This window comes from Pseudonocardia halophobica, assembly GCF_027922425.1.
GTDB classification, from domain to species: Bacteria; Actinomycetota; Actinomycetes; order Mycobacteriales; family Pseudonocardiaceae; genus Pseudonocardia; species Pseudonocardia halophobica.
The window spans coordinates 76,833-100,313 of the sequence record NZ_BSFQ01000022.1; the positions used below are offsets into that span (position 1 = coordinate 76,833).

The following is a 23,481-nucleotide window of genomic DNA, read 5'->3' on the forward strand; positions in this document are numbered from 1 at the left end:
TGGCGCTACGGCCGTGGCGGGTCTGCAGGGGTCGTGATCAGCGGTCCGGTGCGGCTGTGGCGGTTCGGTGCGCCCTGATCGCACGCGTTCGACGATCTTGGTGGCCTTGATCGGCGGTTCCGTGCGGCTGTGGCGGTGCGGAGCGCCCTGGTTGCACGCGTCCGGCGATCATGGCGGCGCTGGTCGTCGGGCGTGGGTGAGTGGGGCGGGACGTGGCGCTACGGCCGTGGCGGGTCTGCAGGGGTCGTGATCAGCGGTCCGGTGCGGCTGTGGCGGTTCGGTGCGCCCTGATCGCACGCGTTCGACGATCTTGGCGGCGTTGATCGGCGGTTCCGTGTGGCTGTGGCGGTGCGGAGCGACCTGGCTGCACGCGTTCGGCGATCATGGCGGCGCTGGTCGGCGGTTTCGTGCGGCTGTAGCTGAGCGGGGCGCCCTTCCGCACGCGGTCGGCGATCATGGCGGCGCTAGGCGTCGGGCGTGAGCGCGTGGCGCTGCGGCCGGGGCGGTTCGGAAGATCGTGATCGCCGGTTCGGTGCGGGGAGGGTGGTTCGAGGCTCACTGACTGCACGCGTTCGGCGATCTTGGCGGCGTTGGTCGTCGGTCGTGTGCGCGTGGGGTTGTGATGTGGCGCTGCGACTCTCCCGTCGAGGGCGGGCGTAGGCTCGTCCCGTGCGCCGTCCCCGCATCCCCGTCCTCGCCTTCGCCGCCGACGCCGTCGCCGTGCTGGTGTTCGCCGCGATCGGGCGCGCGAGCCACGAGGAGGCGGGCAGCGTGGTCGGGCTGCTCGGCACCGCCGCGCCCTTCCTGGTGGGCACGGTCGCCGCCTGGGCCACGCCGTGGGTGCGGGCGCATCCCGTCGGGATCAAGGCGGGCGCGCTGGTCCTTGCCGGCAGTGCGGTCCTCGGCCTGCTGCTCCGCGCCGCCTTCACCGGCCGTCTGCCCGTGAGCTTCGCCATCGTCGCCACGGTCTCGTTGGCGGTGTTCCTGCTGGGCTGGCGGGGGATCGCCGCCCTCACCTCGCACCTCTCCCGCCGCCGCACCTCCGTCCGTTGACGCACCCTCCCGCGCGCCTAACCCGTCCAGCGCGTGCACCCACCCTCGCGCCTGCATCCCGTCCCGAACCGGCCGGCGCCGGCCCCGCGCCTGCAACGCCGTCTCGAACATGCACCGGTCCCGCGTGCACCCCGTCTCAGGCCCGTCCCATCCGCACACGCCCCATCCCTGCTCCCACGCCCGCACCCCGTCCAGCGCCGACCTGCTGTGCGAGCGTTGCGTCCGGTGCGACCTGCGCTGCCGTGGGCGGAAGGGCGTAGGAGCTGCGAGCTACAGTCGGGGCGTGACCGCAGTTCTCGTTCCCGGCGCGCCGACCCCGATCCGTGACGTCCCCGCCCACATCCCGCGGCCGGAGTACGTCGGGAAGAAGGCGCCGTCGCCGAGCCGGGACTCGGACGTGCAGACGCCGGAGACCATCGAGGCGATGCGGGTCGCGAGCCGGATCGCGGCGCAGGCGCTGCAGGTGGGCGGCGAGGCCGTGCGGCCCGGCGTCACCACGGACGAGGTCGACCGCGTGGTCCACGAGTTCCTGGTCGACCACGACGCCTACCCGTCGACGCTGGGCTACCGCGGCTTCCCGAAGTCCTGCTGCACCAGCCTGAACGAGGTCATCTGCCACGGGATCCCCGACACGACGGTGATCAACGACGGCGACATCGTGAACATCGACGTCACCGCCTTCATCGGCGGCGTGCACGGCGACACCAACGCCACCTTCCTGGCCGGCGACGTGAGCGAGGAGGACCGGCTGCTGGTCGAGCGCACCCGCGAGGCCACGATGCGCGCCATCAAGGCGGTGCGGCCGGGCCGCGAGCTCAACGTCGTCGGACGGGTCATCGAGTCCTACGCGAAGCGATTCGGCTACGGCGTGGTCCGCGACTTCACCGGGCACGGCATCGGCCGGTCGTTCCACAGCGGCCTCGTGGTGCTCCACTACGACCAGCCCGACGTCCACACCGTCCTCGAGCCGGGCATGACGTTCACGATCGAGCCGATGATCACGCTCGGCACGATCGACTACGACATCTGGGACGACGGCTGGACGGTCGTCACCAAGGACCGGAAGAGGACCGCGCAGTTCGAGCACACCGTGCTCGTCACGCCCGACGGAGCGGAGATCCTCACCCTGCCCTGACGGGTATCTCCTATTCCGGCACTGCGCGCGGTGCCACGCTGGGCGCATGACGGAGATCTCGGACCGTTACGCCCGGCATGCGGACGCTTTCGCGGCCACTATCGCCGCCGTCCCCGCGGACCGCTGGTCGGCGCAGTCGCCCTGCGAGGGGTGGACCGCGGCCGACGTCGTGTCGCACGTCGTCGACGTGCACGGCATGTTCCTGGGCCTGGTGGGACGCAGGCCCGAGTCGGTCCCGGAGGACCGCGCGGAGGCGTTCGCGCACGTCAGGCGGATCGTGCAGGCCGACCTCGAGAACCCCGAGCGGGCCGGCACGACGTACGACGGCATGTTCGGCACGCAGACCTTCGAGTGGTCCGTCGACAACTTCGTGACGTTCGACCTGGTGTTGCACCGCTGGGATCTGGGCCGGGCGACGGGGCTCGAGGTGGTGATCCCGGAGGACGAGGTGACCCGGATCGCCGGACAGGTCCAGGGCATACCCCAGGAGGTCCGCGACGCCGGAACCGTGTTCGGGTCCGCCCTCACCCCGCCGTCCGACGCCGACGCGCACACCCGCCTGCTCGCGGAGACCGGCCGGAAAGCCTGGTGATGGGGAGGGGGTCCGGCTCTACCCTCGGATCGTGAGCACGGTCTACGACGGCATCACGCCGAAGCTGTGGGAGTGGCTGGAGCGGCAGCCGGTCTTCTTCGTCGGTACGGCCCCGCTCGCCGGCGACGGCCTGATCAACCTGTCGCCGAAGGGCACGCGCGGCACCTTCCGGGTGCTCGACGCCCACACGGTCGCCTACCTCGACCTCACCGGCAGCGGCATCGAGACCGTGGCCCACGTGCGGGAGAACGGGCGGATCTGCCTGATGTTCTGCGCCTTCGAGGGTCGCCCGACCATCCTGCGGCTGCACGGGACCGGCCGGGTCGTGGCCGTCGGCGAGCCCGGGTTCGAGGAGGCCGTGGCCGGGTTCGGCGAGGCCGGCACGAGCCGCCTTCACGGGGCGCGTTCGGTGGTGACCGTCGACGTCACGCGGGTGGCCGACTCGTGCGGGTTCGCCGTGCCGCGCATGGACCTGGTCGAGGAACGCGACATCCTGGACAAGGCGCTGGACAAGAAGTCGCCCGAGCAACTGGTCGAGTACCACCGCACCCGCAACGACGTCAGCCTCGACGGCCTGCCCGGTATGGTCACGCCGGGCTGAACCCGCCGGGCTGAACCCGCCGCGCGGCACCGGCCGGGCGCCGACGGCCGCGGACTCGGTCACCCGTCGTCCTCCCCCTCGGACACGTCGTCCACCCCGACCGGACCACCCGACGATCGCAGAGGGAACAGATCACCGCGACCGTACTCATCGGACTCCGGAGAGGGGCACCTGGAGGCCATCCGGGGTGGGCCGCCGCATGGCGTCCGCGATCGCCGGGTCCTGCGGGCCGAGCCCGAGCTCGCCGAGCACGAAGCGGGTGACGAGGGCGTGCCACTCCGGGGCGCGGCGGAGCATGGCGTGCCCGTCCCCGAGGACGTCGAACCGCGCGACCCGCTCGGTCACCCGGCGTGCGCGGACGGCGTAGGCCAGCGACTCGCGCGGATCGGTCATGCGTTCGCGGTCGCCGTGGGCGATCAGGACGCTCCGGCCGGCGAGCTGCTCGACGGGGTCGGTGCCGTCGAGCCAGGGGGCCAGGGCGGCGACGGCCCGCACGTCCGGCGCGCCGGCGGCGTGCAGCACGGCGCGGCCGCCCATCGAGTGCCCGACCAGCGCCGTCGGCAAGCCCGGACGGCGCTCGTGCAGCACGGCCAGCGTCTCCTCGGCGTCCCGGGCGGCGTCGCGGGCGGCGCCGTTCCAGCCGCGCAGCCGGTACCGCAGCATGAGGACGGCGAGGCCGTCGGTCCGCGCGAGCGCCCGAGCGAAGGGCATCATCCGCCAGTACGCGAGCCGGCGCCGGCCGCCGGAGTCGGTGGCGTTGGCGCTGCCCCCGTGCGCGACGACGGCCAGCGCGGCCGGCCGGGCCGGCTGCGGTCCGACGGGTTCGAGGCGCGGCAGGCGGTCGGGCACGTCCACTCCAGCTGATCGGGCTCCGTAGTTCCTCCGATTCCACCCGCCCCGGCGGCTGGTGTCCTGGGAGACGTGTCACACCTCGCAGATCCTCGCCCGACCCGGGCCCGGCCGCCCGTCCGCCGTGGGCGAGGATCGGGGGCACACCCGACCGATGGAGGAGACGTGACGAGTCCCGAACCGGACCTGCCGCCGCCGCTGACGGCCCGCCGGCGCCTGCTGCTGACGCTGCGCCGCCGGCGTCGCGGCTCGGGCTTCTGGTTCGGCCTCGCCATCGAGCTGATCTGGCCGTTCGTCATGCTCTTCACGAAGCTCGGCTGGTCGGGCGGCGAGCGGATCCCGCGGACCGGCGGCGTGCTCATCGCGGCCAACCACGTGTCGTCGTCCGACCCGATCTTCGACACCGCGTTCGTGATCTCGCACCGGCGGATGCCGCGCTACCTCGCTAAGTCGGAGCTGTGGGACGTCCCGGTCGTGCGCTCGGTCCTCGGCAAGGGCGGGCACATCCCGGTGTACCGGCAGTCCTCCCGGGCCACCGACGCGTACAAGGAGGCCGTCGCGGCGCTCGAGCGCGGCGAGGTCGTGGTGTTCTACCCCGAGGGGACGTACACGGCCGACCCCGCGGGCTGGCCGATGAAGGCGAAGAACGGGATCGGGCGGATCGCGGTCATGACCGGGGTGCCGGTGATCCCGCTGGCCAACTGGGGTACGCAGGACGTCCTGCCGACCGACGGGAAGCCCTCGATCTGGCCGCGGAAGCGCGTCAGCGTGGTGGCCGGGCCGCCGGTCGACCTGTCGGCGTACGTCGGCAAGCCGCGGACGAGGACCAACCTCGACGGCGCCACCGCGGCGATCATGTCGGCCGTCACCGAGCTCGTCGGGCAGGTGCGGGGGGAGACGCCGCCCGCGGAGCCCTACGACCCCGCCGCCACGCCCACCCCCGCCGGCCCTCCCCGGCCCGTCGCGGAGCCCCCTGCGGCGAGCTGAGGGGCTCGCACGCGGAACCGACGTCCGGCACGGCAGGTGCGGGATCGCGCCGCCGGTCAGGCGGCGGCGGGGTCCTTGGCGAGGCGGTCGAGGCGCTTGGTGGTGGGCCAGCGGACCGCGGTGGCCCACCCCAGCTTCTCGAAGGCCCGGATCGTGATCGCGGAGAGGTCGATCTGGCCCTTGCGGACGCCGTGCCGCGCGCAGGTCGGGTCGGCGTGGTGCAGGTTGTGCCAGGACTCGCCGAAGGAGAAGACGGCGAGCCACCAGACGTTGGCGGAGCGGTCCCGCGCGGCGTAGGGCCGCTCGCCCCACATGTGGCAGATCGAGTTGATCGACCAGGTGACGTGGTGCAGCAGCGCCACGCGGACCAGCCCGGCCCAGAACAGCGCCGTGAGCGCGCCCCACCAGGACCAGGTGACCAGCCCGCCGAGCGCGGCGGGGACCAGCAGGGTCAGCACGCTCCAGAGGCCGAAGAGCGAGTCGATCCGGCGCAGGTCGTCGTCGGCCAGCAGGTCCGGGGTGAAGCGCTCCTCGTTGGTGAGGTTCCGGTCGAACAGCCAGCCGGTGTGCGAGTGCCAGAAGCCCTTGGCCAACGCCCGGGCCGACGTGCCGAAGAGCCAGGGGGAGTGCGGGTCGCCCTCCTTGTCGGAGAACGCGTGGTGCCGGCGGTGGTCGGCGACCCACTTGATCACCGGGCCCTGCATGGCGAGGCTGCCGGCGATCGCGAGCGCGATCTTCAGCCCGCGGGTGGCCTTGAACGAGCCGTGCGTGAAGTAGCGGTGGTACCCGACGGTGATGCCCAAGCCGCTGACCACGTAGAACACGAGGCCGATGACGACGTCCGACCAGCCGAGGAACCCGACGGTCACGGCCAGCGGGATGGCGGCCAGCAGCGCGACCAGGGGCGTGAACACGAAGACGTAGACCCCGACCTGCTGGGGGAGGCCGCGCGTCCCGGCGAGGACGGGTTTCGGCCCGGTGCGGGCTTCCGGCTGGGTCTGCTCCGGCTGGGTCTGCTCCGGCTGGGCGGCCAGGGTCATGCGGGTACCTCGTGTGTCGGTCTGCGGCCCGGCCCCGGGAGGTCGGCCGCGGCGGATCGGCCCGTCCAGGGTAAGTGGACCCTCACCGCGATGGCGAGATCAGATGTCCAGGCCGAGGAGTGCGTTCTCCACCACCTCGGGAAGGGCCGGGTGGATCCAGTACTGGCCGGTGGCCATCTCACGGGCGTGCAGCCCGAAGGACATCGCCTGGATCAGCGGCTGGATCAGCGACGACGCGTCCGGCCCCATGATGTGCGCGCCGAGCAGCCGGCCGGTGCCCTTCTCCGCGATGACCTTGCAGAGGCTGGTGGTGTCCTCCATGGCCCAGCCGAAGGCGACGTCGCCGAAGCGCTGGACCTTGACCGCGTAGTCGATGCCGATCTCCCGGCACTGCTCCTCGGTCTTCCCGACGCTCGCGACCTGCGGGTCGGTGAACACCGCCGAGGGGACGTACCGGTGGTCGATCTCGACCAGGTCGTCCGGGTGCAGGACGTTGTGCCCCACGACCTTCGCCTCCCGGTTGGCGACGTGCTTGAGCTGCCAGGGCGAGCTGACGTCGCCCATCGCCCACACCCCCTTCGCGCTCGTGCGCTGGAAGCGGTCGACCTCGATCCGGCCGTCCGAGTGGGTGCCGATGCCGGCGGCGCCCAGGTTCATCCGGTCGCCGTTGGGGACGCGGCCCGCGGCGACGAGGACGACGTCCGCGGCCAGGGTGGTGCCGTCGTCGAGCTCGAGGGTGGTCTCGTCGCCGGTCCGCGAGGCCCGCTTCACCTGCGTGCTGAGCTTGACGTCGATGCGGGAGCCCTGGACCGCGAGATCCGTGTAGGCCTGCGAGATGGTTCCGTCGTGCGACTTGAGCAGTCGGCTGCCCCGCACGACCAGGGTGACCTTGCTGCCGAGCGCGGAGAAGACGTGCGCGAACTCGGCGGCGATGTAGCCGCCACCGATGACGGCCAGCCGCCGCGGGACGTCGTCGATCCGCATGACGGTGTCCGACGTCTCGTACGGGATCCCGGACTTCGCGATCACCGGCGGGATCATCGGCCGGCCGCCCGCGGCGACGACGACCTGGTCGGCGGTCAGCTCGTCCTCGCCCGAGCCGTCCGTGCGCTCGACGCGCAGGGCCCGCGGCCCGGTGAACGAGGCGTGCCCGAAGTACACGGTGATGTTGGGGCTGCGCTGGACCCGGTACTCCCGCCCGCCCGCCGAGATCGGGTCGATGCGCCCGAAGACCCGGTCCCGGATGTCGCTCCAGCGGATCTTGTCGATGCTCGCGTCGACGCCGTACTTCGCCGCCCGCCGGACGTGCTCGGCGACGTCGGCCGCGTAGACGTACATCTTCGTCGGGATACACCCCACGTTCAGGCACGTCCCGCCGAAGACGCCGTGCTCGACGAGGGCCACGTCCTTGTCGGCGTACCGCTCGTCGAGGAACGTGTTGCCGGATCCGGTACCGATGACGACGAGATCGTGGTGGGGCACGGGACGAGGCTAATCGCCCGCGGCCGCGTCGGCGCGACCGGAAGTCTGGTAGGCACGGGCCATGACCGAGACCGCCGCCACGCTCCGCCGATCCTGGGCCCTCGACCTCGACGCCGCCACCCTCTACGAGCTGCTCAGGCTGCGCGTCGACGTCTTCGTGGTCGAGCAGGCCTGCCCCTACGGTGAGCTCGACGGGCGGGACCTCGAGGAGCGCGCCCGGCACTACTGGCTGACCGGGCACGGCGAGCCCGCCGCCGTCCTCGGGACGTTGCGGCTGCTCAAGGAGCCCGACGGCGGCTACCGGATCGGGCGGCTGTGCACGGCGAAGACCGCGCGTGGGCGCGGGCTCGGCAAGCAGCTGATGGACGCCGCGATCGCGGAGATCGGCGACGGCGCCTGCGTGCTCGACGCCCAGGAGCACCTCGCCGACTTCTACCGCGGCTACGGGTTCGAGGCGACCGGCCCGGCCTACGACTGGGACGGCGTCGCGCACCTGCCGATGCGGCGTCCCGCGCGCTGAGGACGGAGACACGGTCCGGGCAGAGCACTCCGGCTCACCCGTCGCAGTGACCTCGCGTTCCCGGCGTACCGGGCGCGGCTGCGGGGTACTCCGGCCACCCGGACGGACGTCCGGGAGCGCGGCAGCGGAGGAGAGCGATGAGCGACGAGCAGGCCCGGCCGACCGGGACCGGGCCGTCCACACAGGAGGGGACCGCCCCGCCGGGGCAGAACGGCACGCCGGACCCGGACGCGACCTCGGTGCTGCCGACCGGCCGCCCCTCGGCGCCGCCGCGCTCCACCGGGCCGTCGGGGGCGGGCCACACGCGCACCGGCGGGATGTGGGTGGGGCTCATCCTGTCCGCGGTCGTCCTGCTGTTCCTGCTGATCTTCATCCTGCAGAACCTGGACCCGGTGCGGATCTACTTCCTCGGCGCCGCGGGCACCCTGCCCACCGGCGTCGCCCTGCTCCTGGCGGCGATCGCCGGGGTGCTCCTGGTCGCGATCCCCGGCACTGCGCGGATCGTCCAGCTCCGCCGGGCGGCACGGAAGGGGCGCCGGGCGCCGTAGGCCGATCCGGGACCGGGCAGGGGAGGCGACCTTCCCTGCCCGGGTGTGGATCAGGGCACGTCAGGCGGCGTTCCGCGGGCTCCCGCCCCGGCCGCCGCGACGACCACGCTGCCCGACCGAAGGGGCCTGCTGCCGCTGACCCCCGCCGGTCTGCTGCCGGGCCGGACCGCCGCGCCCGGAGCTGCGGCGCCGCCGTCCGGTGCCGGCGGCGGGCTGCTGCTGCGGCGGCTTCGGGGCCTCCACCGGGACGCCGCTCGGTCGGCGCGCGCCGGTGACGTCGACCAGCGAGGCGGAGCCGGGGGCGGCGTCGGCCACGTCCGGGCTGACGCCGGCCTGGCGCATGAGGGTGTCGACGTCCCGCCGCTCCTCGGCCGTGACCAGCGTGACCACCACGCCGGACTCGCCGCCGCGGGCGGTGCGGCCGGCGCGGTGCAGGTAGTCCTTCGGGTCGCCCGGCGGGTCGACGTGCACAACGAGGCTGACGTCGTCGACGTGGATCCCGCGGGCGGCGACGTCCGTGGCCACCAGCACCGGGATGCTGCCGTCCTTGAAGGCGTCGATCGCGCGGTTGCGGGCGTTCTGCGCCTTGCCGCCGTGCAGCGCGCTGGCCTGCACGCCCTCGCGGCGCAGCTGTTTCACCACGCGGTCGGCGCCGTGCTTGGTGCGCACGAAGAAGATCGTGCGGCCCTCGCGGGCGGCGATCTCGTGCACGATCCGGTTCTTGTCCGCGCGGTCGACCATGAACAGGTGGTGGTCCATGGTCTCGACCGGCGCGGCGGCGGAGGCGACGGCGCGGGTGACCGGGTCGTGCAGGTAGCGGTCGACCAGCGTGGAGACCTCGTTGTCCAGGGTCGCGGAGAACAGCAGCCGCTGGCCGTCGGCCGGGGTGCGGTCGAGGATCCGCCGGACCTGCGGCAGGAAGCCCATGTCGGACATGCGGTCCGCCTCGTCGATCGCGGTGATCTCGACCGCGGAGAGGTCGCAGGTGCCCTCGTTGAGGTGGTCGGTCAGCCGGCCGGGGGTGGCGACGAGCAGGTCGACGCCCCGCGCGAGGGTGTCGATCTGCCGGTTCATCGACAGCCCGCCGACCACGACGGCCTGCCGCAGGTGCAGCGCCTTCGCGAAGGGCTCCACGGCGTCGACCACCTGCTGGGCCAGCTCGCGGGTCGGGACCAGGACGAGGCCGCGGGGGCGGCGGGCCTGGGCGCGGCCGCCCGCGAGGCGCGCGACGAGCGCGAGGCCGAAGGCGAGGGTCTTGCCGGAACCGGTCTGACCGCGGCCGAGCAGGTCGCGGCCGCGGAGGGTCTCCGGGAGGGTCGCGGCCTGGATCGGGCGGGGCTCGGTGAAGCCCTCCGCGTCCAGGGCGCGCAGCACGGGCTCGGGCAGGCCGAGCGCGGCGAAGGTGGGCAGCCCGCTCTCCGGGGCGGTCCAGAGGACCTCCTCGGGCATGGCGGGCTTCGGCGCCACGCGGGCCGGGCGCTGCTGCTGCGGGGCGCCGGAGCGGCGGCCACCGGAGCGGCGCGGCCGGCGGGTGCCCGCCGAGGCGGGCTGGTGCGCGCCCTGCTGACGGGCAGGGCGGCGGGACGGACTGGTCACTGGACCTCCGGGACGTCGGCGCGTCACACGGAGCGGCTCGGGCGACGGTGCGCGGCCGGCACGGGACGGGCCCGGGCGCCAGGGGGAGCGCGCCCGACGGGTACGTGCAAGGCGCCGTCGGTGCGGGCGCCTCGGTCCACCCTACCCGTCGGTCACCGCGCGATCGCGGGGGCGGACACGTGATCTCGCGCTCCCTCGCCGACAGGGGACGGCGCCTCGCCCGTCGAGTGCCGCGTGTGCGGCTGAGCGCGTCGGTGCACGAGGTGGACGAGGCCCTCGCCGATCCGGCGTGCGTCGACGAGCCGCAGCGGCGTGCTGACGTCCCCGAAGAGTCGCCGCCCGGCCCCGAGGACGACCGGGTGCACGGTGAGCCGCAGCTCGTCGACGAGGTCGTGCTCCAGCAGGGTCCGGACGAGCCGGGCGCTGGCGTACACGACGACGTCGCCTTCGACCCGCTGCCGGAGCGCCGGGACGTCCGTCACCCGCGGCAGCACCGTCCCGTTCCCCCATCGCGGCTCGTCGAGCGTCGCGGAGATGACGTACTTGGGCAGGCCGTTGAGCCGGTCCGCCCACTCGCCGGTCCGCGACGGCCACCGCGCCGCGAACCATTCGTCGCTGCGCCGGCCCAGCAGCAACGCGCCGGCCCGGCGTGCCTCGTCGACCTCGAGCGCGGCCCACGCCTCGCGGTCGGCCGCGCTCGTCCGCGTGAACCAGCCCCCGCGGTCGAAGCCCTCCTCACCGGTCGGGTCCTCGACGACCCCGTCGAGGGTGACGTTCTCACTGACGACGATCTGCCCCATCGTGGTCCTCCGGTCCGGGCGGGCTCGGCATGCTCCGGTACGGACACCGCGACGACGGGGGAAAGGGGCGCCCCGTCGGTCGTCCGGCCGGTGTCCGTACCGGTGAGGGGGTGAGGGGCAGGTGTCGACCGGCGAGCTGCTGTCCCGCGCGCGGGCCGGGGACGGCGCGGCGTTCACCGCGCTGACCGAGCCGTACCGCCGTGAGCTGCACGTGCACTGCTACCGGATGCTCGGGTCCGTGCACGACGCCGAGGACGCGCTGCAGGACACGCTGCTGGCCGCCTGGCGCGGACTCCCGGCCTTCGAGGAGCGCGCGTCCCTGCGCACCTGGCTCTACCGGATCGCGACCAACCGGTGCCTCAACGCGCGGCGGTCGGCGGCGCGGCGCCCCGCCGCGGCCTGGGACGTCCCCGGCGTCGACCCACCCGAGCCGACCCGGCTCGGCGAGGTCACCTGGCTCGGGCCCCTGCCCGACACCCTGCTCGACGACGTCCGCGATGCGCGGCCGGGCCCCGAGGCCCGGTACGAGCGGGCCGAGACCGTGTCCCTCGCGTTCGTGACCGCCCTGCAGACCCTGCCCCCGCGCCAGGTCGCCGTGCTCCTCCTGCGCGACGTGCTCGGGTTCCGCGCCGACGAGGTGGCCGGGATGCTCGGCTCGACCGTCGACGCGGTGAAGAGCGCGCTCAAGCGCGCCCGCCTCGGCCTCCGGCATCGGATGCCGACGCCCGCAGCCCCGCCGCCCGCACCCGGCTCACCCGCGGAGCAGGCGCTCGCGGCCGCCTTCGTCCGGGCATGGGAGTCGGCCGATCTCGACGCCCTGGTGGCCCTGCTGACCGAGGACGTCCTTCTCGTGATGCCCCCGATGCCTCTCGAGTACCAGGGCCGCGACCTCGCGATCCGCTTCTGCGCCGGGCTCTTCGGCGCGGGCCGCAGGTTCGATCTCGTGCCCACCCGGGCGAACGGTCAACTGGCGTTCGGCGCCTACCTCCGTGGGGCGGCGGGCCGGCCCGGGACGGGCGTGTACGTCCTCACCCTCGTCGGTGACCGGATCGGCGCGATGACCCGCTTCGACGGGAGCGCGCTCCGGGTCTGCGGGCTCCCCGCGGAGCTCCCGGCCGGGTAGGCGCCCTCGCCCGGATGGGCGAGGGCGCCGTCCGTCAAGCCAGGCCGGCCTCGGCGACGAGCTCGTGGAAGAGCTCCTCACCGGCCGGCTCCGGCAGGCCGCGGGCGGTGAACCACTCGGCGACCCGCCGGACGTCGCGGACCAGGAACTCGGCCCCGTGCGGGTTGCCGACGAGGTCGACGACCTGCGGCAGGTCGATCAGCACCAGCCGGCCGCGGTGCACCAGCAGGTTGTAGGCGGACAGGTCGCCGTGGGCCCAGCCGTGCCGGGCGAGCCCGCGCAGGGCCTCGCCCAGCTGGGCCCACAGGTCGGCCAGCTCCGCGTCCGACGGCCGGAGCTGGGCCAGCCGGGGCGCCGCGGACTCCCCGTCCCCGACGAACTCCAGCAACAGTTCGGTGCCGTCGAGCTGGACGGGGTAGGGGACCGGCAGGCCGGCCGACCACAGCGTGGACAGCGCCGCGAACTCCGCGGCCGCCCACTGCCCGGACAGCAGCTCGCGGCCGAACGCGGTCCGGTTCGTCATCGCCCGCATCTCCCGGGAGCGGCGCACGCGGCGCCCCTCCTGGTAGCCGGCGTCGCGGTGGAACATCCGGTGCTCGGCGGTGCGGTACCGCTTGGCGGCCATCAGCACCCCCGACGAACCGGGGATCCCGCGCTCGACGAGATGGACGTCGGCCTCCTTGCCGGTCTTGAGCACGCCGAGCTCGGTGTCGACCGCGGCGTGCGCGGTCTCCACCCAGGCGGGCCGGGGCTCGGGCCCGTGCTGCGCGCCGGTCCAGGTGGACCAGCGGTCGCCGGCGGGCGGGAGGTCGGGGTCCTCGTGCAGGTGCACGGGGTGGGGAACGTACTCGTCGTCGTCGAATCCACGACGGCGTCTGGGCATGCGCTCGCGCATTGAGGAGGGTTCTCCTGACGTGGGGTGGACACCCCACGCGAGCGACCTCGACGGTGCCTCAGCGCAGGGTGCGGGGGCGGGAGGGCGCGCGCCGGCGCGCCGCCACCCGGGCGGCGGTCGTCATCGGGCACCTCCTGTGCTCCACGTCGGTGCACGCAGGATCCGGGGTCGGACACCCGCGGGTCAACCGTTTTTCAGCCCTGCACCCACCAGGCCGGGACGAGCGCGCGGTAGAGGTCCTCGAACATCGCGACCTCGGGCTCGCCGGGCAGGTCCAGCCAGCCCTGGATCGCCCCGACCGTGCCCTGCGCGACGAACCGCGCGGCGGTGTCGGCCACGGCGTCGTCCGGCACGCCGGGCACCTGCAGCGGCAGCCGCAGCCGGCCGGTCTCGATCAGCCGGCGGCTCGTCTCCAGGAAGTGCTCGCTGAGCATGCCGTGCAGCGAACCCGGACCGCTGTCGCGGGCGAGTCCGCGGCGGTAGATCGGGGCGTGCCTGCGGATGTGCTCCAGGACCCGCCGGGTGACCTCCCGGACGGCGGCGTCGGTGTCGCCGGGGTCGTCGAGCAGGCCGGCCCGCAGGTCGTCGAGCTCGGCGCGCAGCGCCTCGCGCAGGAGGTCGCCGGGGGACGCCGCGTGCTCGTAGAAGGTCGAGCGGTGCACGCCCGCGGCCTCGGCGAGCTGCGTGATCGTCAGGTCCGCGACGGGGGTCTCCCGGGCCAGCACCAGGACGGCCCGGTGCAGCCGGTCGCGGCTGCGACGCCGCCGTGCGTCCATGACCCACCTCACTCGATTCGCGGGAAGGGGCCGATGTTAGCCGACGTTTGTAGGACTTAGATAAGCGACGAACGTCGGGCAACCGCAGGAAGAGGGATCAGCATGGCGACCTACGACGTGGCGGACCGGTCCGCGATCGTCACCGGGGCGGGGTCGGGCATCGGCCGGGCGGTGGCGCACCTGCTGGCCGCGAACGGTGCCGCGGTCCTGGTGCACGACCTGAACGCGGACGCGGCCGAGCTCGTGGTCAAGGAGATCCGGGCGGCGGGCGGCACCGCGGAGGCCTTCGTCGGCGACGCGGCGGACCCCGAGGTAGCGCGCGCGGCCGTCGAGGCGGCCGAGAAGCTCGCGCCGCTCCGGATCGCGGTGAACAACGCGGGGATCGGTGGGGCGAACGAGCCGGTCGGGGAGTACCCCGAGGACAGCTGGCGCAAGGTCATCGATGTCAACCTGAACGGCGTCTTCTACGGGCTGAAGGCGCAGATCCCGGCGATCGCGGCCCACGGCGGCGGGGCGATCGTCAACATGGCGTCGGTGCTCGGCTCGGTGGGCATCCCCGGCTCGTCGGCCTACGTCACCGCGAAGCACGGGCTGGTCGGCCTTACCAAGAACGCCGCGCTCGAGCACGCCGCCCAGGGCGTGCGCGTGACGGCGGTCGGCCCCGGCTTCATCACCACGCCGCTGCTCGAGGCCAACCTCGACGCGGAGACGCAGCGGGCGCTCGCCGAGAAGCACGCCCTCGGCCGGCTCGGGACCGTCGACGAGGTGGCGAACCTGGTCGCCTTCCTCGCCTCCGACGCCGCCACCTTCATCACGGGCAGCTACCACCTGGTCGACGGCGGCTACGCGGCCCAGTGAGGTCGGCGCAGGCCCGGTGAGGTCGGCCCGGTGAGGTCGGCCCGGTGAGGTCGGCCCGGTGAGGTCGGCCCGGTGAAGTTCGGCCCGGTGAGGTTCGGCCGCCGGATCCGGAGGGCTCCCTGCTCCGGACCCGGCGGCGCCTCCCGGAACTGCCGACTCGGGCTCCCGGAACTGCCGACTCGCGGTGCTGGAACTGCCGACTCGCGGTGCTGGAACTGCCGACTCGCGGTGCTGGAACGCGCGACTCGCGGGAGCTGGCAGCGCGACTCGCGGGAGCCCAGGGCGCGACTCGCGGGGAAAATTTGCGCGAGTCGCGCTCTCGGCTTCGGTGAGTCGCGCTCCTGGGTTCGGGGTCAGGCGGGGATGACGAGGTCGAGGTGGTCGTCGGTCCGCTCGACCACGTGGCCGGCGCGGCGGGCGAGGCGCGCGACCGCCGCCGCGTCGGCCGGCTCCGCCCTGCTGCTCACCAGCAGCCGGGCCAGCCCGCCCTTGTGCGACTTGTTGTGGTGGCTCACCACCGAGCGGGACCCGTCGGGGCGCTCGGCCAGCACGTTCACCGTGACCGCTCCCGGCACGCGAGCCAGCCCGCCGTAGGCGCCCGACCGCAGGTCCACCACCAACTGTTCCGAAGCCAGCCTCGCCAGAACGGGCTCCAGCACCGGCCGCCACCGCGCGGCGAGCGTCCCGCCCGACGGCAGCGTCGAGCCGGCGGACAGCCGGTACGCCGGGATGGGGTCGCCGGCGTGAACCAGCCCGAACAGCGCCGACCCCACGGCGAGCCGCTCCCGCGCCCGGCCCGCGGCGGCCCCGCGCAGCGACCCGACGTCGAGCGCGTCGTAGAGCACGCCGGTGTACCGGGTGATCGCCCGGGCGGTGGGGGCGGTCCACAGGGCCGCGTTGCGCTCGATCTCGTCGACCTGCCGCTCGGACAGGCCGAGGGCCGCCCGGCTGGCGGGGACGTCGTCGGCCAGCTCCACCAGCTCGTCGACCAGCGCCTTGCGCACCGGGTCGAGCTCGGGGTGGCTCAGCGCGGCGAGGTCGAGCGGCGGCCCCTCGCCTCCGGTGCGCTTGGTCTCCGACGGGGGCAGCAGGACGAGCACGCCCGGCAGCGTACGACCACGGTGATCAGCCACCCGGACCGGTGTTGTGCCGGTATGACGACCCCGGTTACGGTCGCCTTCGTGATCCGCCTCGTGGCCCGTCGCCATGTCGACTTCATGCGCGTGACCAGCGCGGCCTGTCGCCCCCGCGGCTGAACCACATCCCCACGCGTAGCCCCCGAACGATCACCCCAGGAGACCTCGCATGCCCGAGAACGACCCCACCGCCGCCTGGTCCTTCGAGACCAAGCAGGTCCACGCCGGCGCCTCCGCCGACCCGACCACCGGTGCCCGGGCCACCCCGATCTACCAGACGACGTCGTACACCTTCCGGGACACCGACCACGCCGCGGCGCTGTTCGGCCTCGCCGAGCTGGGCAACATCTACACCCGGATCATGAACCCGACGCAGGACGTCCTGGAGCAGCGGATCGCCGCGCTCGAGGGCGGCATCGGGGCCGTGGCGGTCGCCTCCGGGCAGGCCGCGCAGACGCTCGCCATCCTCAACATCGCGCAGGCCGGGGACCACTTCGTGTCCAGCGCCTCGCTCTACGGCGGCACCTACAACCTCTTCCACTACACGCTGCCGAAGCTGGGCATCGACGTCACGTTCGTCGAGGACCCGGACAACGCCGAGGAGTGGCGCGCGGCGGTCCGTCCAAACACGAAGGCGTTCTACGCCGAGACGATCGGCAACCCGCGCAGCAACGTGCTGGACATCCGGCTCGTCGCCGACCTCGCCCACGAGGCCGGCGTGCCGCTGATCGTCGACAACACGGTGCCCACCCCGTACCTGGTCCGCCCGTTCGAGCACGGCGCGGACATCGTGGTGCACTCGGCCACCAAGTTCCTCGGCGGCCACGGCACGAGCATCGGCGGCGTGGTCGTCGACTCCGGCAACTTCGACTGGGGCACCCAGGCGGAGCGGTTCCCGGGCCTGACCACCCCGGACCCGAGCTACCACGGCCTGAACTACTGGGAGGCGCTCGGCCCGCTGTCCTTCCTGATCAAGTTCCGCGTGCAGCTGCTGCGCGACCTCGGCCCGGCGATCGCGCCGCTGAACTCGTTCCTGCTGATCCAGGGCATCGAGACGCTGTCGCTGCGGATCGAGCGGCACGTGCAGAACGCGCTCGCGGTGGCCGAGTGGCTCGAGCAGCGCGACGAGGTGGAGAAGGTCTACTACGCCGCGCTGCCGTCGAGCCCGTGGCACGCGCTGCAGCAGAAGTACCTGCCCAAGGGCGCGGGCGCGGTCGTCGCGTTCGACATCCGCGGTGGCGTCGAGGCGGGCAAGAAGTTCGTCGACGCGCTGGAGCTGCACAGCCACCTGGCCAACATCGGCGACGTCCGCAGCCTGGTGATCCACCCGGCGTCGACCACCCACAGCCAGCTCTCCGGCGAGGAGCAGCTGTCCACGGGTGTCGGCCCGGGCCTGATCCGGCTGTCCGTGGGCCTGGAGGGCATCGAGGACATCAAGGCCGACCTCGACGCCGGGTTCCGGGCCGCGAAGAGCGCGTGACGACCACCGACCCGGAGACTCTGCTCCCTCCCGCCACCGGCGCGTGGCGGGAGGGGGCGGACCCCGGGCGTCGCCGCTTCCTGGACCTCCCCGCCGCCGTGCCGCTCGAGGCGGGCGGGGAGCTCCCGGACGTCCGGCTCGCCTACGAGACCTGGGGCGAGCTCGACGCCACCGGGTCCAACGCCGTGCTGGTCCTGCACGCCCTCACCGGCGACGCGCACGTGACCGGCCCGGCGGGCCCGGGCCAGCCCACCGCCGGCTGGTGGGACGGGCTGATCGGGCCGGGCCGCCCGCTGGACACCGACCGGTGGTTCGTGGTGGCGCCGAACGTGATCGGTGGCTGCCAGGGCACCACCGGGCCTGCGTCCCGGGCCCCGAACGGACGGCCGTGGGGCAGCCGGTTCCCGCTGGTCACCGCGCGGGACACCGTCCGGTCCGAGGTCGCGCTGGCCGACGCGCTCGGCGTGGGCACCTGGGCAATGGTCGTCGGCGGGTCGATGGGCGGCATGCGCGCTCTCGAGTGGGCCGCGACCGAGCCGGAGCGCGTCGCCCGGCTCATGCTGCTGGCCTCGCCCGCGGCGGCCTCGGCGGACCAGATCGGCTGGGCCGCACCGCAGCTCGCCGCGATCCGGGGCGACCAGGGCTGGCACGGCGGCGACTACCACGATCTCCCGCCCGGTGCCGGGCCGCACGAGGGCCTGGGCGTCGCGCGGCGGATCGCGCACCTGAGCTACCGCACCGGCTACGAGCTGGCCACCCGGTTCGGCCGCGAGCCGCAGACCGGCGAGGACCCGTTCCACGGCGGGCGGTACGCCGTCGAGTCCTACCTGGACCACCACGCGGCGAAGCTGGTGCACCGCTTCGACGCCGGCTCCTACGTGCGGCTCACCGAGCTGATGAACGCCCACGACGTCGGGCGCGGACGGGGCGGCACGGCCGAGGCGCTGGCCCGGGTCACGGCCCGCACCGCGGTCGTCGGGATCAGCTCGGACCGGCTCTACCCGGTCTCGCAGCAGGAGGAGCTGGCCGCGGGGATCCCCGACGCGCAGCTGCGGGTGATCGAGTCCCCCTACGGCCACGACGGCTTCCTCATCGAGTCCGAGGCCGTCGGCACCCTGGTCGAGGACCTGCTGGCCCGGTAGACATCCGGGCATGAACCTCCGCGTCGCCGTCCCGCCCCGCCCGTGTCCGACCTCCGGCTGACGCACGTCGGCGGCCCGACCCTGCTGGTCGAGGCCGCCGGCCTGCGGATCCTCACCGACCCGACCTTCGACCCGCCCGGCCGGCGGTACGGGTTCGGCTGGGGGACGTCGTCGCGCAAGCTGGCCGGCCCGGCCCTCGGCCCGGACGAGCTGGGGCCGATCGACGCGGTCCTGCTCAGCCACGACCACCACGCCGACAACCTCGACGACCGCGGCCGCGCCCTGCTCGCCGGCGTCGGCACCGTCGTCACGACCGTCCCCGGGGCCCGGCGGCTGGGCGGCGCGGTCCGCGGGCTGGCGCCCTGGGCGTCCACCCGGATCGGGGACGTGGAGGTCACCGCCACCCCGTGCCGGCACGGTCCGCCGCTGAGCAGGCCGGTGGCGGGCGCGGTGATCGGCTTCGCGCTCGCGCTGCCGGACGGCGTGCTGTGGATCTCGGGGGACACCGTGCCGTTCCGCGGCACCCGCGAGGTGGTCCGGCGGCTGGCGGTCGACGTCGCGGTCCTGCACCTCGGCTGCGTGCGGTTCCCGGTCACCGGGCCGCTGCGGTACAGCATGACCGGCAAGCAGGCCGTCGCGCTGAGCCGGGCGCTGCAGCCGCGGGTGGTGGTCCCGGTGCACTACGAGGGCTGGTCGCACTTCCGGGAGGGCCGGGCCGAGGCGGAGCGGGCGTTCGCCGTGGCCGCCGACGTGCGGGACCGGGTGCGCTGGCTGCGCCCGGGGGAGGTCACGCCGATCGACTGAGCCCGAGCTCCGCGACCGCCATCCCGTCGCGCTCCCCGACGTCGCCGACCACGACGGGCACGGGGGAGCGGAAGCCCGGGCCGTCCGTGACGAAGGTGTGGAACTCGCCGTTCTCCCCGCACGGGTCGACGGCCTCGGGCAGGGCGGCGAGGAACTCCTCGTCGAACGCGTGCCCGGCCAGCTCCGCCGGCACCCGGGCCGGGTCCACGGACACGACGACGGCGCGCAGCCCGGCCGCGATCATCGCCCGGGCCAGCGGGCCGGTCGGCCTGCCCCACAACGGGAACTCCGGCGTCAGCCCGGTGCCGGCCAGCGTGCGCTCGCGGTAGGCGCGGATGTCGGCGAGGAAGAGGTCCCCGTAGACGACGGTGTCCGCCCCGGCCGCGCGGGCGGCCGCGAGCGCCGCACCGGTCCGGCGCTCGTACTCGGCGTTCGGGCACGGCCACGGCAGCTCGACGACGTGCAGCGGCAGGCCGAGCGCCGCGGCCTGCGCCTCGACCAGCTCCCGCGGCACGCCGTGCACCGGGACCCGACCGGCCGAGACCGTGGTGAACAGCCCGGTGACGTCGGCGCGGAGGCCCAGCGCGTACGCGGCGTCCTTCCCGCAGGACCAGCTCACCCAGGCGGCCACCCGGTTACCGTCGCACGGACACGTGCACGTGGTCGAAGTGGCCGCCGGTGGCGTCGGACGGGTCGTAGACGCCGCCGCCGTTGTACGGGCGGCCCCACCCGTCCTCGTCGGCGAGGAAGGCGCTGCGGTACCAGATCCGGCCCTGCCAGATCACGTACCGGACGTCGAGCTCCTCGGCGTGCTCCCGCAGCCAGTTCGCGACCGCCCACCCGGCCTCCAGCTCGGCGCCCTCGGGGAAGGTGCCGGCCCGGGTGGGGAAGAAGTCGCAGGCCCGGCCCTGCGGATGGTCGCTCGACGGGTTCCACTCGTGCGCGCTCCAGCAGGTGGTGCCGCGCAACCGGTCGCCGAACTCCGCCACCGCCCGGTCGTGCAGGGCGAGCGCGGCCGGGGTGAGGCACCCCTCGCTGGTCGGGTCGTCGGCGACGCACCCGGGGGAGGGTTGCGGGGCGACCCGCTCGCGGAACCGGTCGACCGCGTCGAACCGCACCAGCGCGACGACCGCGACGGCGGCCAGGGCCAGCGCGACCAGGGCGGCGACCGCCCGGCCCGTGCGGCGGCGTGAACTGCGGGGGCGGGTGCGGTGCACGCGGGCTCCTCGGTCCGGAACGTCCGGTGCCGAGGATACCGGGCGACTACCCCGCGTAGACCCCGATCCCGTTGGGCACCAGCCGCGGCGAGGGGTCCGACGGGTCGTTGACGATCGTCGTCGCCGGGGCGCCGCCGTCGCGGTAGGCGAGGGTGGAGGAGCCGCCGCCGTCGAGGTTGACGGCGTCGTCCAGCCCCAGCTCGCGCAGCAGGTTCGAGAACTGCAGGAGGGTCGCGCCGACGCTGTCGGACTGCCGGCCGTCGACGGTGACCAGGAACATCCGCCGGCCGTCGGCGGTCACCCCGGCGCCGCTGCGCGGGGCGCGGGCGCTGTCGTCGAGCCGCTCGGTCGGGGCGGCGTCGCGGAGGATCGGGCTGCCGCCCACGGCCATCCGCGGCGCGACCCCGCTCGCCGGGACCAGCGCGTAGTCCACGGTCACCCGGTCGCCGACCTTCAGGCCGCGCAACGCCACGGCCCCCTGCTCGCGGCCGACCAGCGCGGTCTCCTCCGCGGGCAGCCGGCCCGCCCCGGGCGGGCGGACCGCGGTCACCGCGCCGTCGCGGACCACCACCTCGGCCTGGTCGGCGGCGCACGGAGCGTCCCGGTCGGTGTCGGAGCCGCAGAGCGTGCGGGCGCGGTCGACGTCGCCCCAGTCCGACGTGAACACCCCGATCCCGTTGACCGGCACCGCGTGCTGGTTGAGCGCGACGATCGGCAGGGAGTCCTGTTCGGTCCGGTCCGGGTAGGACACCCGCTCGATCCCCGCGCGCCGCACCTCGCCGCGCAGCGGGAGCCGGTCGACCCGGGCCACGCCGTCGGTGCCGACCGCGAACACGTAGTCCATCTCGGCGCCCGGCACCGCGGGCGCGGCGCGGCGGCCCTGCGGCACCGCGGCCTTGAGGAAGCGGCCGTCCTGCACGGCCGGCCCGGCCGGCGCGCTGGTGCGGCCGATGTCGAAGAAGTCCCCGTTGATCCCGGCGACGGCACCGCTGCCGTCGGCCATGCCCTTGATCGGCGCCCGGGCGGCGACGGCGCCGGGGGTGAGCAGGTCGGCCCGCACCCCGGGCGTCGTGAGGTCGACCTCGACGACGTCGCCCATGACGTTGCCGGCGGCGGTGGTCGTGGTGATGTCCCGATGCGTGACCCCCGGGGCGACCTCGACCGCCTCGGAGAGCGACTCGACGATCCGCTCGGGCCGGTCCGGCGGCGGTGGCAGTGGTTCGGCGCTCGCCGCCGGCGCCAGCAGGACCAGTCCGGCACCGACCGTGACGAGCAGTCGCCCGACCGTGGTCGACAGGATCCCCATCCGCATGTCCGCTCCCCCCGGAGACCGTGTTCCGGGGGAATGCGACCACGAAGAGCGAGGAGTTCCGAGGGAGCGACACGCGGTTCACTCCGCAGTGGAGGAACGTTCCCGTGTCGGGTTACCGGATCCGGGCCCCGTAGACCCGTTCGACCGTCATGGTCATGAGCACCCGGCGGTCCGCGACCATGGTCTCCCGGTACTCCGCCCAGTCCGGATGCTCACCGGCGGCGCGGCGGTAGTACTCGACGAGCGCCTCGACCTCGGGGGAGTCGGGGCTCGCCCCCGGCCCGGTCAGCGTCACCGGGCCCTCCGCGGTGGCCCAGCCCCACCCGTCGGGGCTGGTCACCTCGAGCGCGGCCCGCGGGTCGCGGCGCAGGTTCGCCGTTTTGGCCCGGCCCTCCGTCATCGACACCGAGATGGTGCCGGCCTCGCGGTCGTAGAAGGGCGTCACCGGGGAGAGCTGGGGCACCCCGTCCTTCTTGATCGTGGCGAGCACGGCGAGCCGGCTCTCGGCGAGCAGGGCGTGGGGGTCGAACTCTGTGGCCGCGGTCATACCCGGCCCAACCCGCAGCCCGTGCCGTCCATTCCGCTGTGCGCGGTAAGTGGTGCCGGAGCACCACTTACCGCGCACGGGCAGCGGAGCTGCTCTACACCTTCTCGATGAACCCGAGGTCGACGGCGACGGTCTGGCCCGTGACGTAGCGGGACTCGTCGGAGGCCAGCCAGAGCACGGCGTTGGAGATGTCGCGCGGCTCGACCCAGGGGTGCGGCATCGTGTGCAGTGCCTGGAAGGCCTCCCCGTAGCGCTCCCGGGTCAGCTCCTCGGGCTTCGCGTCGGGCAGGAAGAGCTCGTACATCGGCCGGTTCTGGATCATGTCGGTGTCCACGGCGGTGGGGTGCACCGTGTTGCACCGGATCCCGTACTGCGAGACCTCCTGGACCATCGTCCGCATGATCCCGACGACGCCGTGCTTGGCCGCGGTGTAGTGGACCATGTTGGCGAAACCGCGCAGCCCGGCCGTGGAGCTGGTCAGCACCAGGGAGCCGCCCTGACCGCGTTCGATCATCGACGGCAGCACCGCCTTGAGCGTCCGCCAGACGCCGGTGACGTTGACCGCCAGCATCTCGTCCCACATCTGGTCGGTCATCTCCCACGCCGGCGCGTAGCTGAAGATGCCGGCGTTGGCGCACACGACGTCGATGTGCCCGAACTCCGAGAGTCCGGCCTGGACCGCGGCGTCGAGCGCGGCGGAGTCCCGGACGTCGGCCTCGCGGGTGAGGACCCGGCGGTCCAGCTCCTCGATCAGCTTGGCCGTCTCGGCGAGGTCCTCCGGCTGCGACATGCCGTAGGGCACGGTCTCGATCTGCGCGCAGAGGTCGACGGCGACGATCTCCGCGCCCTCCTCGGCCAGCCGCAGCGCGTGCGAGCGGCCCTGCCCGCGCGCCGCCCCGGTGACCAGCGCGACCTTGCCGTCCATCCGTCCCATGGGTGCACCACCGTCCCGATCGGTTCGCTCCGGACCAGCCACGCCGCCGGTCCC

The 23,481-nt window shown here is 74.2% G+C and carries 25 protein-coding genes; 12 read left to right on the top strand and 13 right to left on the bottom strand.

Annotation, left to right across the window (positions count from 1 at the left end; all coding sequences use genetic code 11):
* Positions 1–669: 669 nt before the first annotated feature.
* From PKE99_RS23305 to PKE99_RS23320, 4 genes are all read left to right on the top strand, one after another.
* Entirely contained in the window at positions 670–1,053 is a 384-nt protein-coding gene (locus tag PKE99_RS23305) for a DUF3054 domain-containing protein (RefSeq protein ID WP_037047018.1), read from the top strand.
* A 283-nt stretch (positions 1,054–1,336) separates the two neighbouring features.
* Positions 1,337–2,188: a type I methionyl aminopeptidase gene (gene map / locus PKE99_RS23310; protein WP_037047019.1), complete on the top strand. Its 852-nt coding sequence runs from the start codon at positions 1,337–1,339 to the stop codon at positions 2,186–2,188.
* 46 nt (positions 2,189–2,234) lie between these two features.
* Positions 2,235–2,780: a TIGR03086 family metal-binding protein gene (locus PKE99_RS23315; protein ID WP_037047021.1), complete on the top strand. Its 546-nt coding sequence runs from the start codon at positions 2,235–2,237 to the stop codon at positions 2,778–2,780.
* A gap of 31 nt (positions 2,781–2,811) precedes the next feature.
* The gene (locus tag PKE99_RS23320; protein ID WP_037047023.1) at positions 2,812–3,381 is read left to right on the top strand and encodes a pyridoxamine 5'-phosphate oxidase family protein; all 570 of its coding nucleotides are present in this window, start codon (positions 2,812–2,814) and stop codon (positions 3,379–3,381) included.
* Between the two features lie 147 nt (positions 3,382–3,528).
* Here the strand turns inward: PKE99_RS23320 and PKE99_RS23325 are convergent, their stop codons facing one another.
* A complete protein-coding gene (locus tag PKE99_RS23325) occupies positions 3,529–4,230 on the bottom strand; it encodes an alpha/beta hydrolase (protein WP_051737591.1) in 702 nt (233 codons plus the stop codon).
* Positions 4,231–4,395: 165 nt separating this feature from the next.
* Here PKE99_RS23325 and PKE99_RS23330 point away from each other — a divergent pair, with 165 nt between their 5' ends.
* Positions 4,396–5,217 (top strand): lysophospholipid acyltransferase family protein, encoded by an 822-nt coding sequence (locus PKE99_RS23330; protein ID WP_231498245.1) that lies wholly within the window; start codon positions 4,396–4,398, stop codon positions 5,215–5,217.
* Between the two features lie 56 nt (positions 5,218–5,273).
* Here the strand turns inward: PKE99_RS23330 and PKE99_RS23335 are convergent, their stop codons facing one another.
* Positions 5,274–6,257, bottom strand: a complete 984-nt coding sequence (locus PKE99_RS23335) for an acyl-CoA desaturase (RefSeq protein ID WP_081924202.1) — start codon at positions 6,255–6,257, stop codon at positions 5,274–5,276.
* Between the two features lie 99 nt (positions 6,258–6,356).
* Positions 6,357–7,739 carry a mycothione reductase gene (locus tag PKE99_RS23340; protein WP_037047025.1) on the bottom strand — a complete coding sequence of 461 codons (1,383 nt, stop codon included), beginning with the start codon at positions 7,737–7,739 and terminating at the stop codon, positions 6,357–6,359.
* 61 nt (positions 7,740–7,800) lie between these two features.
* Between PKE99_RS23340 and PKE99_RS23345 the strand changes: the two genes are divergently transcribed.
* Both PKE99_RS23345 and PKE99_RS23350 read left to right on the top strand, forming a co-directional pair.
* On the top strand, positions 7,801–8,259 hold the full coding sequence (locus PKE99_RS23345; protein WP_037047026.1) for a GNAT family N-acetyltransferase: 459 nt from the start codon (positions 7,801–7,803) through the stop codon (positions 8,257–8,259).
* A gap of 137 nt (positions 8,260–8,396) precedes the next feature.
* A complete protein-coding gene (locus PKE99_RS23350; protein WP_051737567.1) occupies positions 8,397–8,807 on the top strand; it encodes a LapA family protein in 411 nt (136 codons plus the stop codon).
* A 60-nt stretch (positions 8,808–8,867) separates the two neighbouring features.
* On the opposite strand, the gene PKE99_RS23355 is transcribed toward PKE99_RS23350, so the two are convergent.
* Both PKE99_RS23355 and PKE99_RS23360 read right to left on the bottom strand, forming a co-directional pair.
* Positions 8,868–10,256 carry a DEAD/DEAH box helicase gene (locus tag PKE99_RS23355; protein WP_037047028.1) on the bottom strand — a complete coding sequence of 463 codons (1,389 nt, stop codon included), beginning with the start codon at positions 10,254–10,256 and terminating at the stop codon, positions 8,868–8,870.
* Positions 10,257–10,555: 299 nt separating this feature from the next.
* Positions 10,556–11,203, bottom strand: a complete 648-nt coding sequence (locus tag PKE99_RS23360) for a dihydrofolate reductase family protein (RefSeq protein ID WP_063739778.1) — start codon at positions 11,201–11,203, stop codon at positions 10,556–10,558.
* Positions 11,204–11,324: 121 nt separating this feature from the next.
* Here PKE99_RS23360 and PKE99_RS23365 point away from each other — a divergent pair, with 121 nt between their 5' ends.
* Positions 11,325–12,326, top strand: a complete 1,002-nt coding sequence (locus tag PKE99_RS23365) for an RNA polymerase subunit sigma-70 (RefSeq protein ID WP_037047029.1) — start codon at positions 11,325–11,327, stop codon at positions 12,324–12,326.
* A 34-nt stretch (positions 12,327–12,360) separates the two neighbouring features.
* Here the strand turns inward: PKE99_RS23365 and PKE99_RS23370 are convergent, their stop codons facing one another.
* Together PKE99_RS23370 and PKE99_RS23375 are read right to left on the bottom strand one after the other, a co-directional pair.
* Positions 12,361–13,209 (bottom strand): serine protein kinase RIO, encoded by an 849-nt coding sequence (locus tag PKE99_RS23370; RefSeq protein WP_156067671.1) that lies wholly within the window; start codon positions 13,207–13,209, stop codon positions 12,361–12,363.
* A gap of 206 nt (positions 13,210–13,415) precedes the next feature.
* A complete protein-coding gene (locus PKE99_RS23375) occupies positions 13,416–13,997 on the bottom strand; it encodes a TetR/AcrR family transcriptional regulator (RefSeq protein ID WP_051737568.1) in 582 nt (193 codons plus the stop codon).
* Positions 13,998–14,099: 102 nt separating this feature from the next.
* Here PKE99_RS23375 and PKE99_RS23380 point away from each other — a divergent pair, with 102 nt between their 5' ends.
* Positions 14,100–14,855, top strand: coding sequence for an SDR family NAD(P)-dependent oxidoreductase (locus PKE99_RS23380; protein WP_037047033.1), 756 nt, complete (start codon positions 14,100–14,102; stop codon positions 14,853–14,855).
* Positions 14,856–15,208: 353 nt separating this feature from the next.
* On the opposite strand, the gene yaaA is transcribed toward PKE99_RS23380, so the two are convergent.
* Complete coding sequence (yaaA, locus tag PKE99_RS23385) at positions 15,209–15,955, bottom strand: peroxide stress protein YaaA (protein ID WP_037047035.1); 747 nt, start codon at positions 15,953–15,955, stop codon at positions 15,209–15,211.
* Between the two features lie 205 nt (positions 15,956–16,160).
* Between yaaA and PKE99_RS23390 the strand changes: the two genes are divergently transcribed.
* Genes PKE99_RS23390 through PKE99_RS23400 form a run of 3 tightly spaced genes read left to right on the top strand, consistent with a single transcriptional unit; the run spans position 16,161 to position 19,417 of the window.
* Positions 16,161–17,471 carry a bifunctional o-acetylhomoserine/o-acetylserine sulfhydrylase gene (locus PKE99_RS23390; protein ID WP_037047037.1) on the top strand — a complete coding sequence of 437 codons (1,311 nt, stop codon included), beginning with the start codon at positions 16,161–16,163 and terminating at the stop codon, positions 17,469–17,471.
* Positions 17,468–18,613 (top strand): homoserine O-acetyltransferase MetX, encoded by a 1,146-nt coding sequence (metX, locus tag PKE99_RS23395; protein WP_037047040.1) that lies wholly within the window; start codon positions 17,468–17,470, stop codon positions 18,611–18,613. The genes PKE99_RS23390 and metX overlap by 4 nt, the downstream gene beginning before the upstream one ends.
* 42 nt (positions 18,614–18,655) lie before the next feature.
* Entirely contained in the window at positions 18,656–19,417 is a 762-nt protein-coding gene (locus PKE99_RS23400) for an MBL fold metallo-hydrolase (protein WP_037047041.1), read from the top strand.
* Here the strand turns inward: PKE99_RS23400 and PKE99_RS23405 are convergent.
* The 5 genes from PKE99_RS23405 to PKE99_RS23425 form a co-directional block, all read right to left on the bottom strand.
* On the bottom strand, positions 19,401–20,048 hold the full coding sequence (locus PKE99_RS23405) for a Dph6-related ATP pyrophosphatase (protein ID WP_231498246.1): 648 nt from the start codon (positions 20,046–20,048) through the stop codon (positions 19,401–19,403). The two genes, PKE99_RS23400 and PKE99_RS23405, sit on opposite strands and share 17 nt — an antisense overlap.
* A 4-nt stretch (positions 20,049–20,052) precedes the next feature.
* Complete coding sequence (locus tag PKE99_RS23410; protein WP_037047043.1) at positions 20,053–20,634, bottom strand: VldE C-terminal domain-containing protein; 582 nt, start codon at positions 20,632–20,634, stop codon at positions 20,053–20,055.
* 46 nt (positions 20,635–20,680) lie between these two features.
* Positions 20,681–21,946, bottom strand: coding sequence for a phosphodiester glycosidase family protein (locus PKE99_RS23415; protein ID WP_197040668.1), 1,266 nt, complete (start codon positions 21,944–21,946; stop codon positions 20,681–20,683).
* 112 nt (positions 21,947–22,058) lie between these two features.
* Positions 22,059–22,493, bottom strand: coding sequence for a PPOX class F420-dependent oxidoreductase (locus PKE99_RS23420; protein WP_037047045.1), 435 nt, complete (start codon positions 22,491–22,493; stop codon positions 22,059–22,061).
* 94 nt (positions 22,494–22,587) lie between these two features.
* Positions 22,588–23,427 (bottom strand): mycofactocin-coupled SDR family oxidoreductase, encoded by an 840-nt coding sequence (locus tag PKE99_RS23425; protein ID WP_037047047.1) that lies wholly within the window; start codon positions 23,425–23,427, stop codon positions 22,588–22,590.
* Positions 23,428–23,481: the final 54 nt, after the last annotated feature.

Coding starts and splice junctions, on each gene's coding strand:
- PKE99_RS23315 (WP_037047021.1), top strand. CDS start 2,235: ATGACGGAGATCTCGGACCGTTACGCCCGGCATGCGGACGCTTTCGCG.
- PKE99_RS23335 (WP_081924202.1), bottom strand. CDS start 6,257: ATGACCCTGGCCGCCCAGCCGGAGCAGACCCAGCCGGAGCAGACCCAG.
- PKE99_RS23345 (WP_037047026.1), top strand. CDS start 7,801: ATGACCGAGACCGCCGCCACGCTCCGCCGATCCTGGGCCCTCGACCTC.
- PKE99_RS23350 (WP_051737567.1), top strand. CDS start 8,397: ATGAGCGACGAGCAGGCCCGGCCGACCGGGACCGGGCCGTCCACACAG.
- PKE99_RS23355 (WP_037047028.1), bottom strand. CDS start 10,256: ATGCCCGAGGAGGTCCTCTGGACCGCCCCGGAGAGCGGGCTGCCCACC.
- PKE99_RS23360 (WP_063739778.1), bottom strand. CDS start 11,203: ATGGGGCAGATCGTCGTCAGTGAGAACGTCACCCTCGACGGGGTCGTC.
- PKE99_RS23370 (WP_156067671.1), bottom strand. CDS start 13,209: ATGCCCAGACGCCGTCGTGGATTCGACGACGACGAGTACGTTCCCCAC.
- PKE99_RS23375 (WP_051737568.1), bottom strand. CDS start 13,997: ATGGACGCACGGCGGCGTCGCAGCCGCGACCGGCTGCACCGGGCCGTC.
- PKE99_RS23380 (WP_037047033.1), top strand. CDS start 14,100: ATGGCGACCTACGACGTGGCGGACCGGTCCGCGATCGTCACCGGGGCG.
- PKE99_RS23390 (WP_037047037.1), top strand. CDS start 16,161: ATGCCCGAGAACGACCCCACCGCCGCCTGGTCCTTCGAGACCAAGCAG.
- PKE99_RS23415 (WP_197040668.1), bottom strand. CDS start 21,946: ATGCGGATGGGGATCCTGTCGACCACGGTCGGGCGACTGCTCGTCACG.
- PKE99_RS23420 (WP_037047045.1), bottom strand. CDS start 22,493: ATGACCGCGGCCACAGAGTTCGACCCCCACGCCCTGCTCGCCGAGAGC.
- PKE99_RS23425 (WP_037047047.1), bottom strand. CDS start 23,427: ATGGGACGGATGGACGGCAAGGTCGCGCTGGTCACCGGGGCGGCGCGC.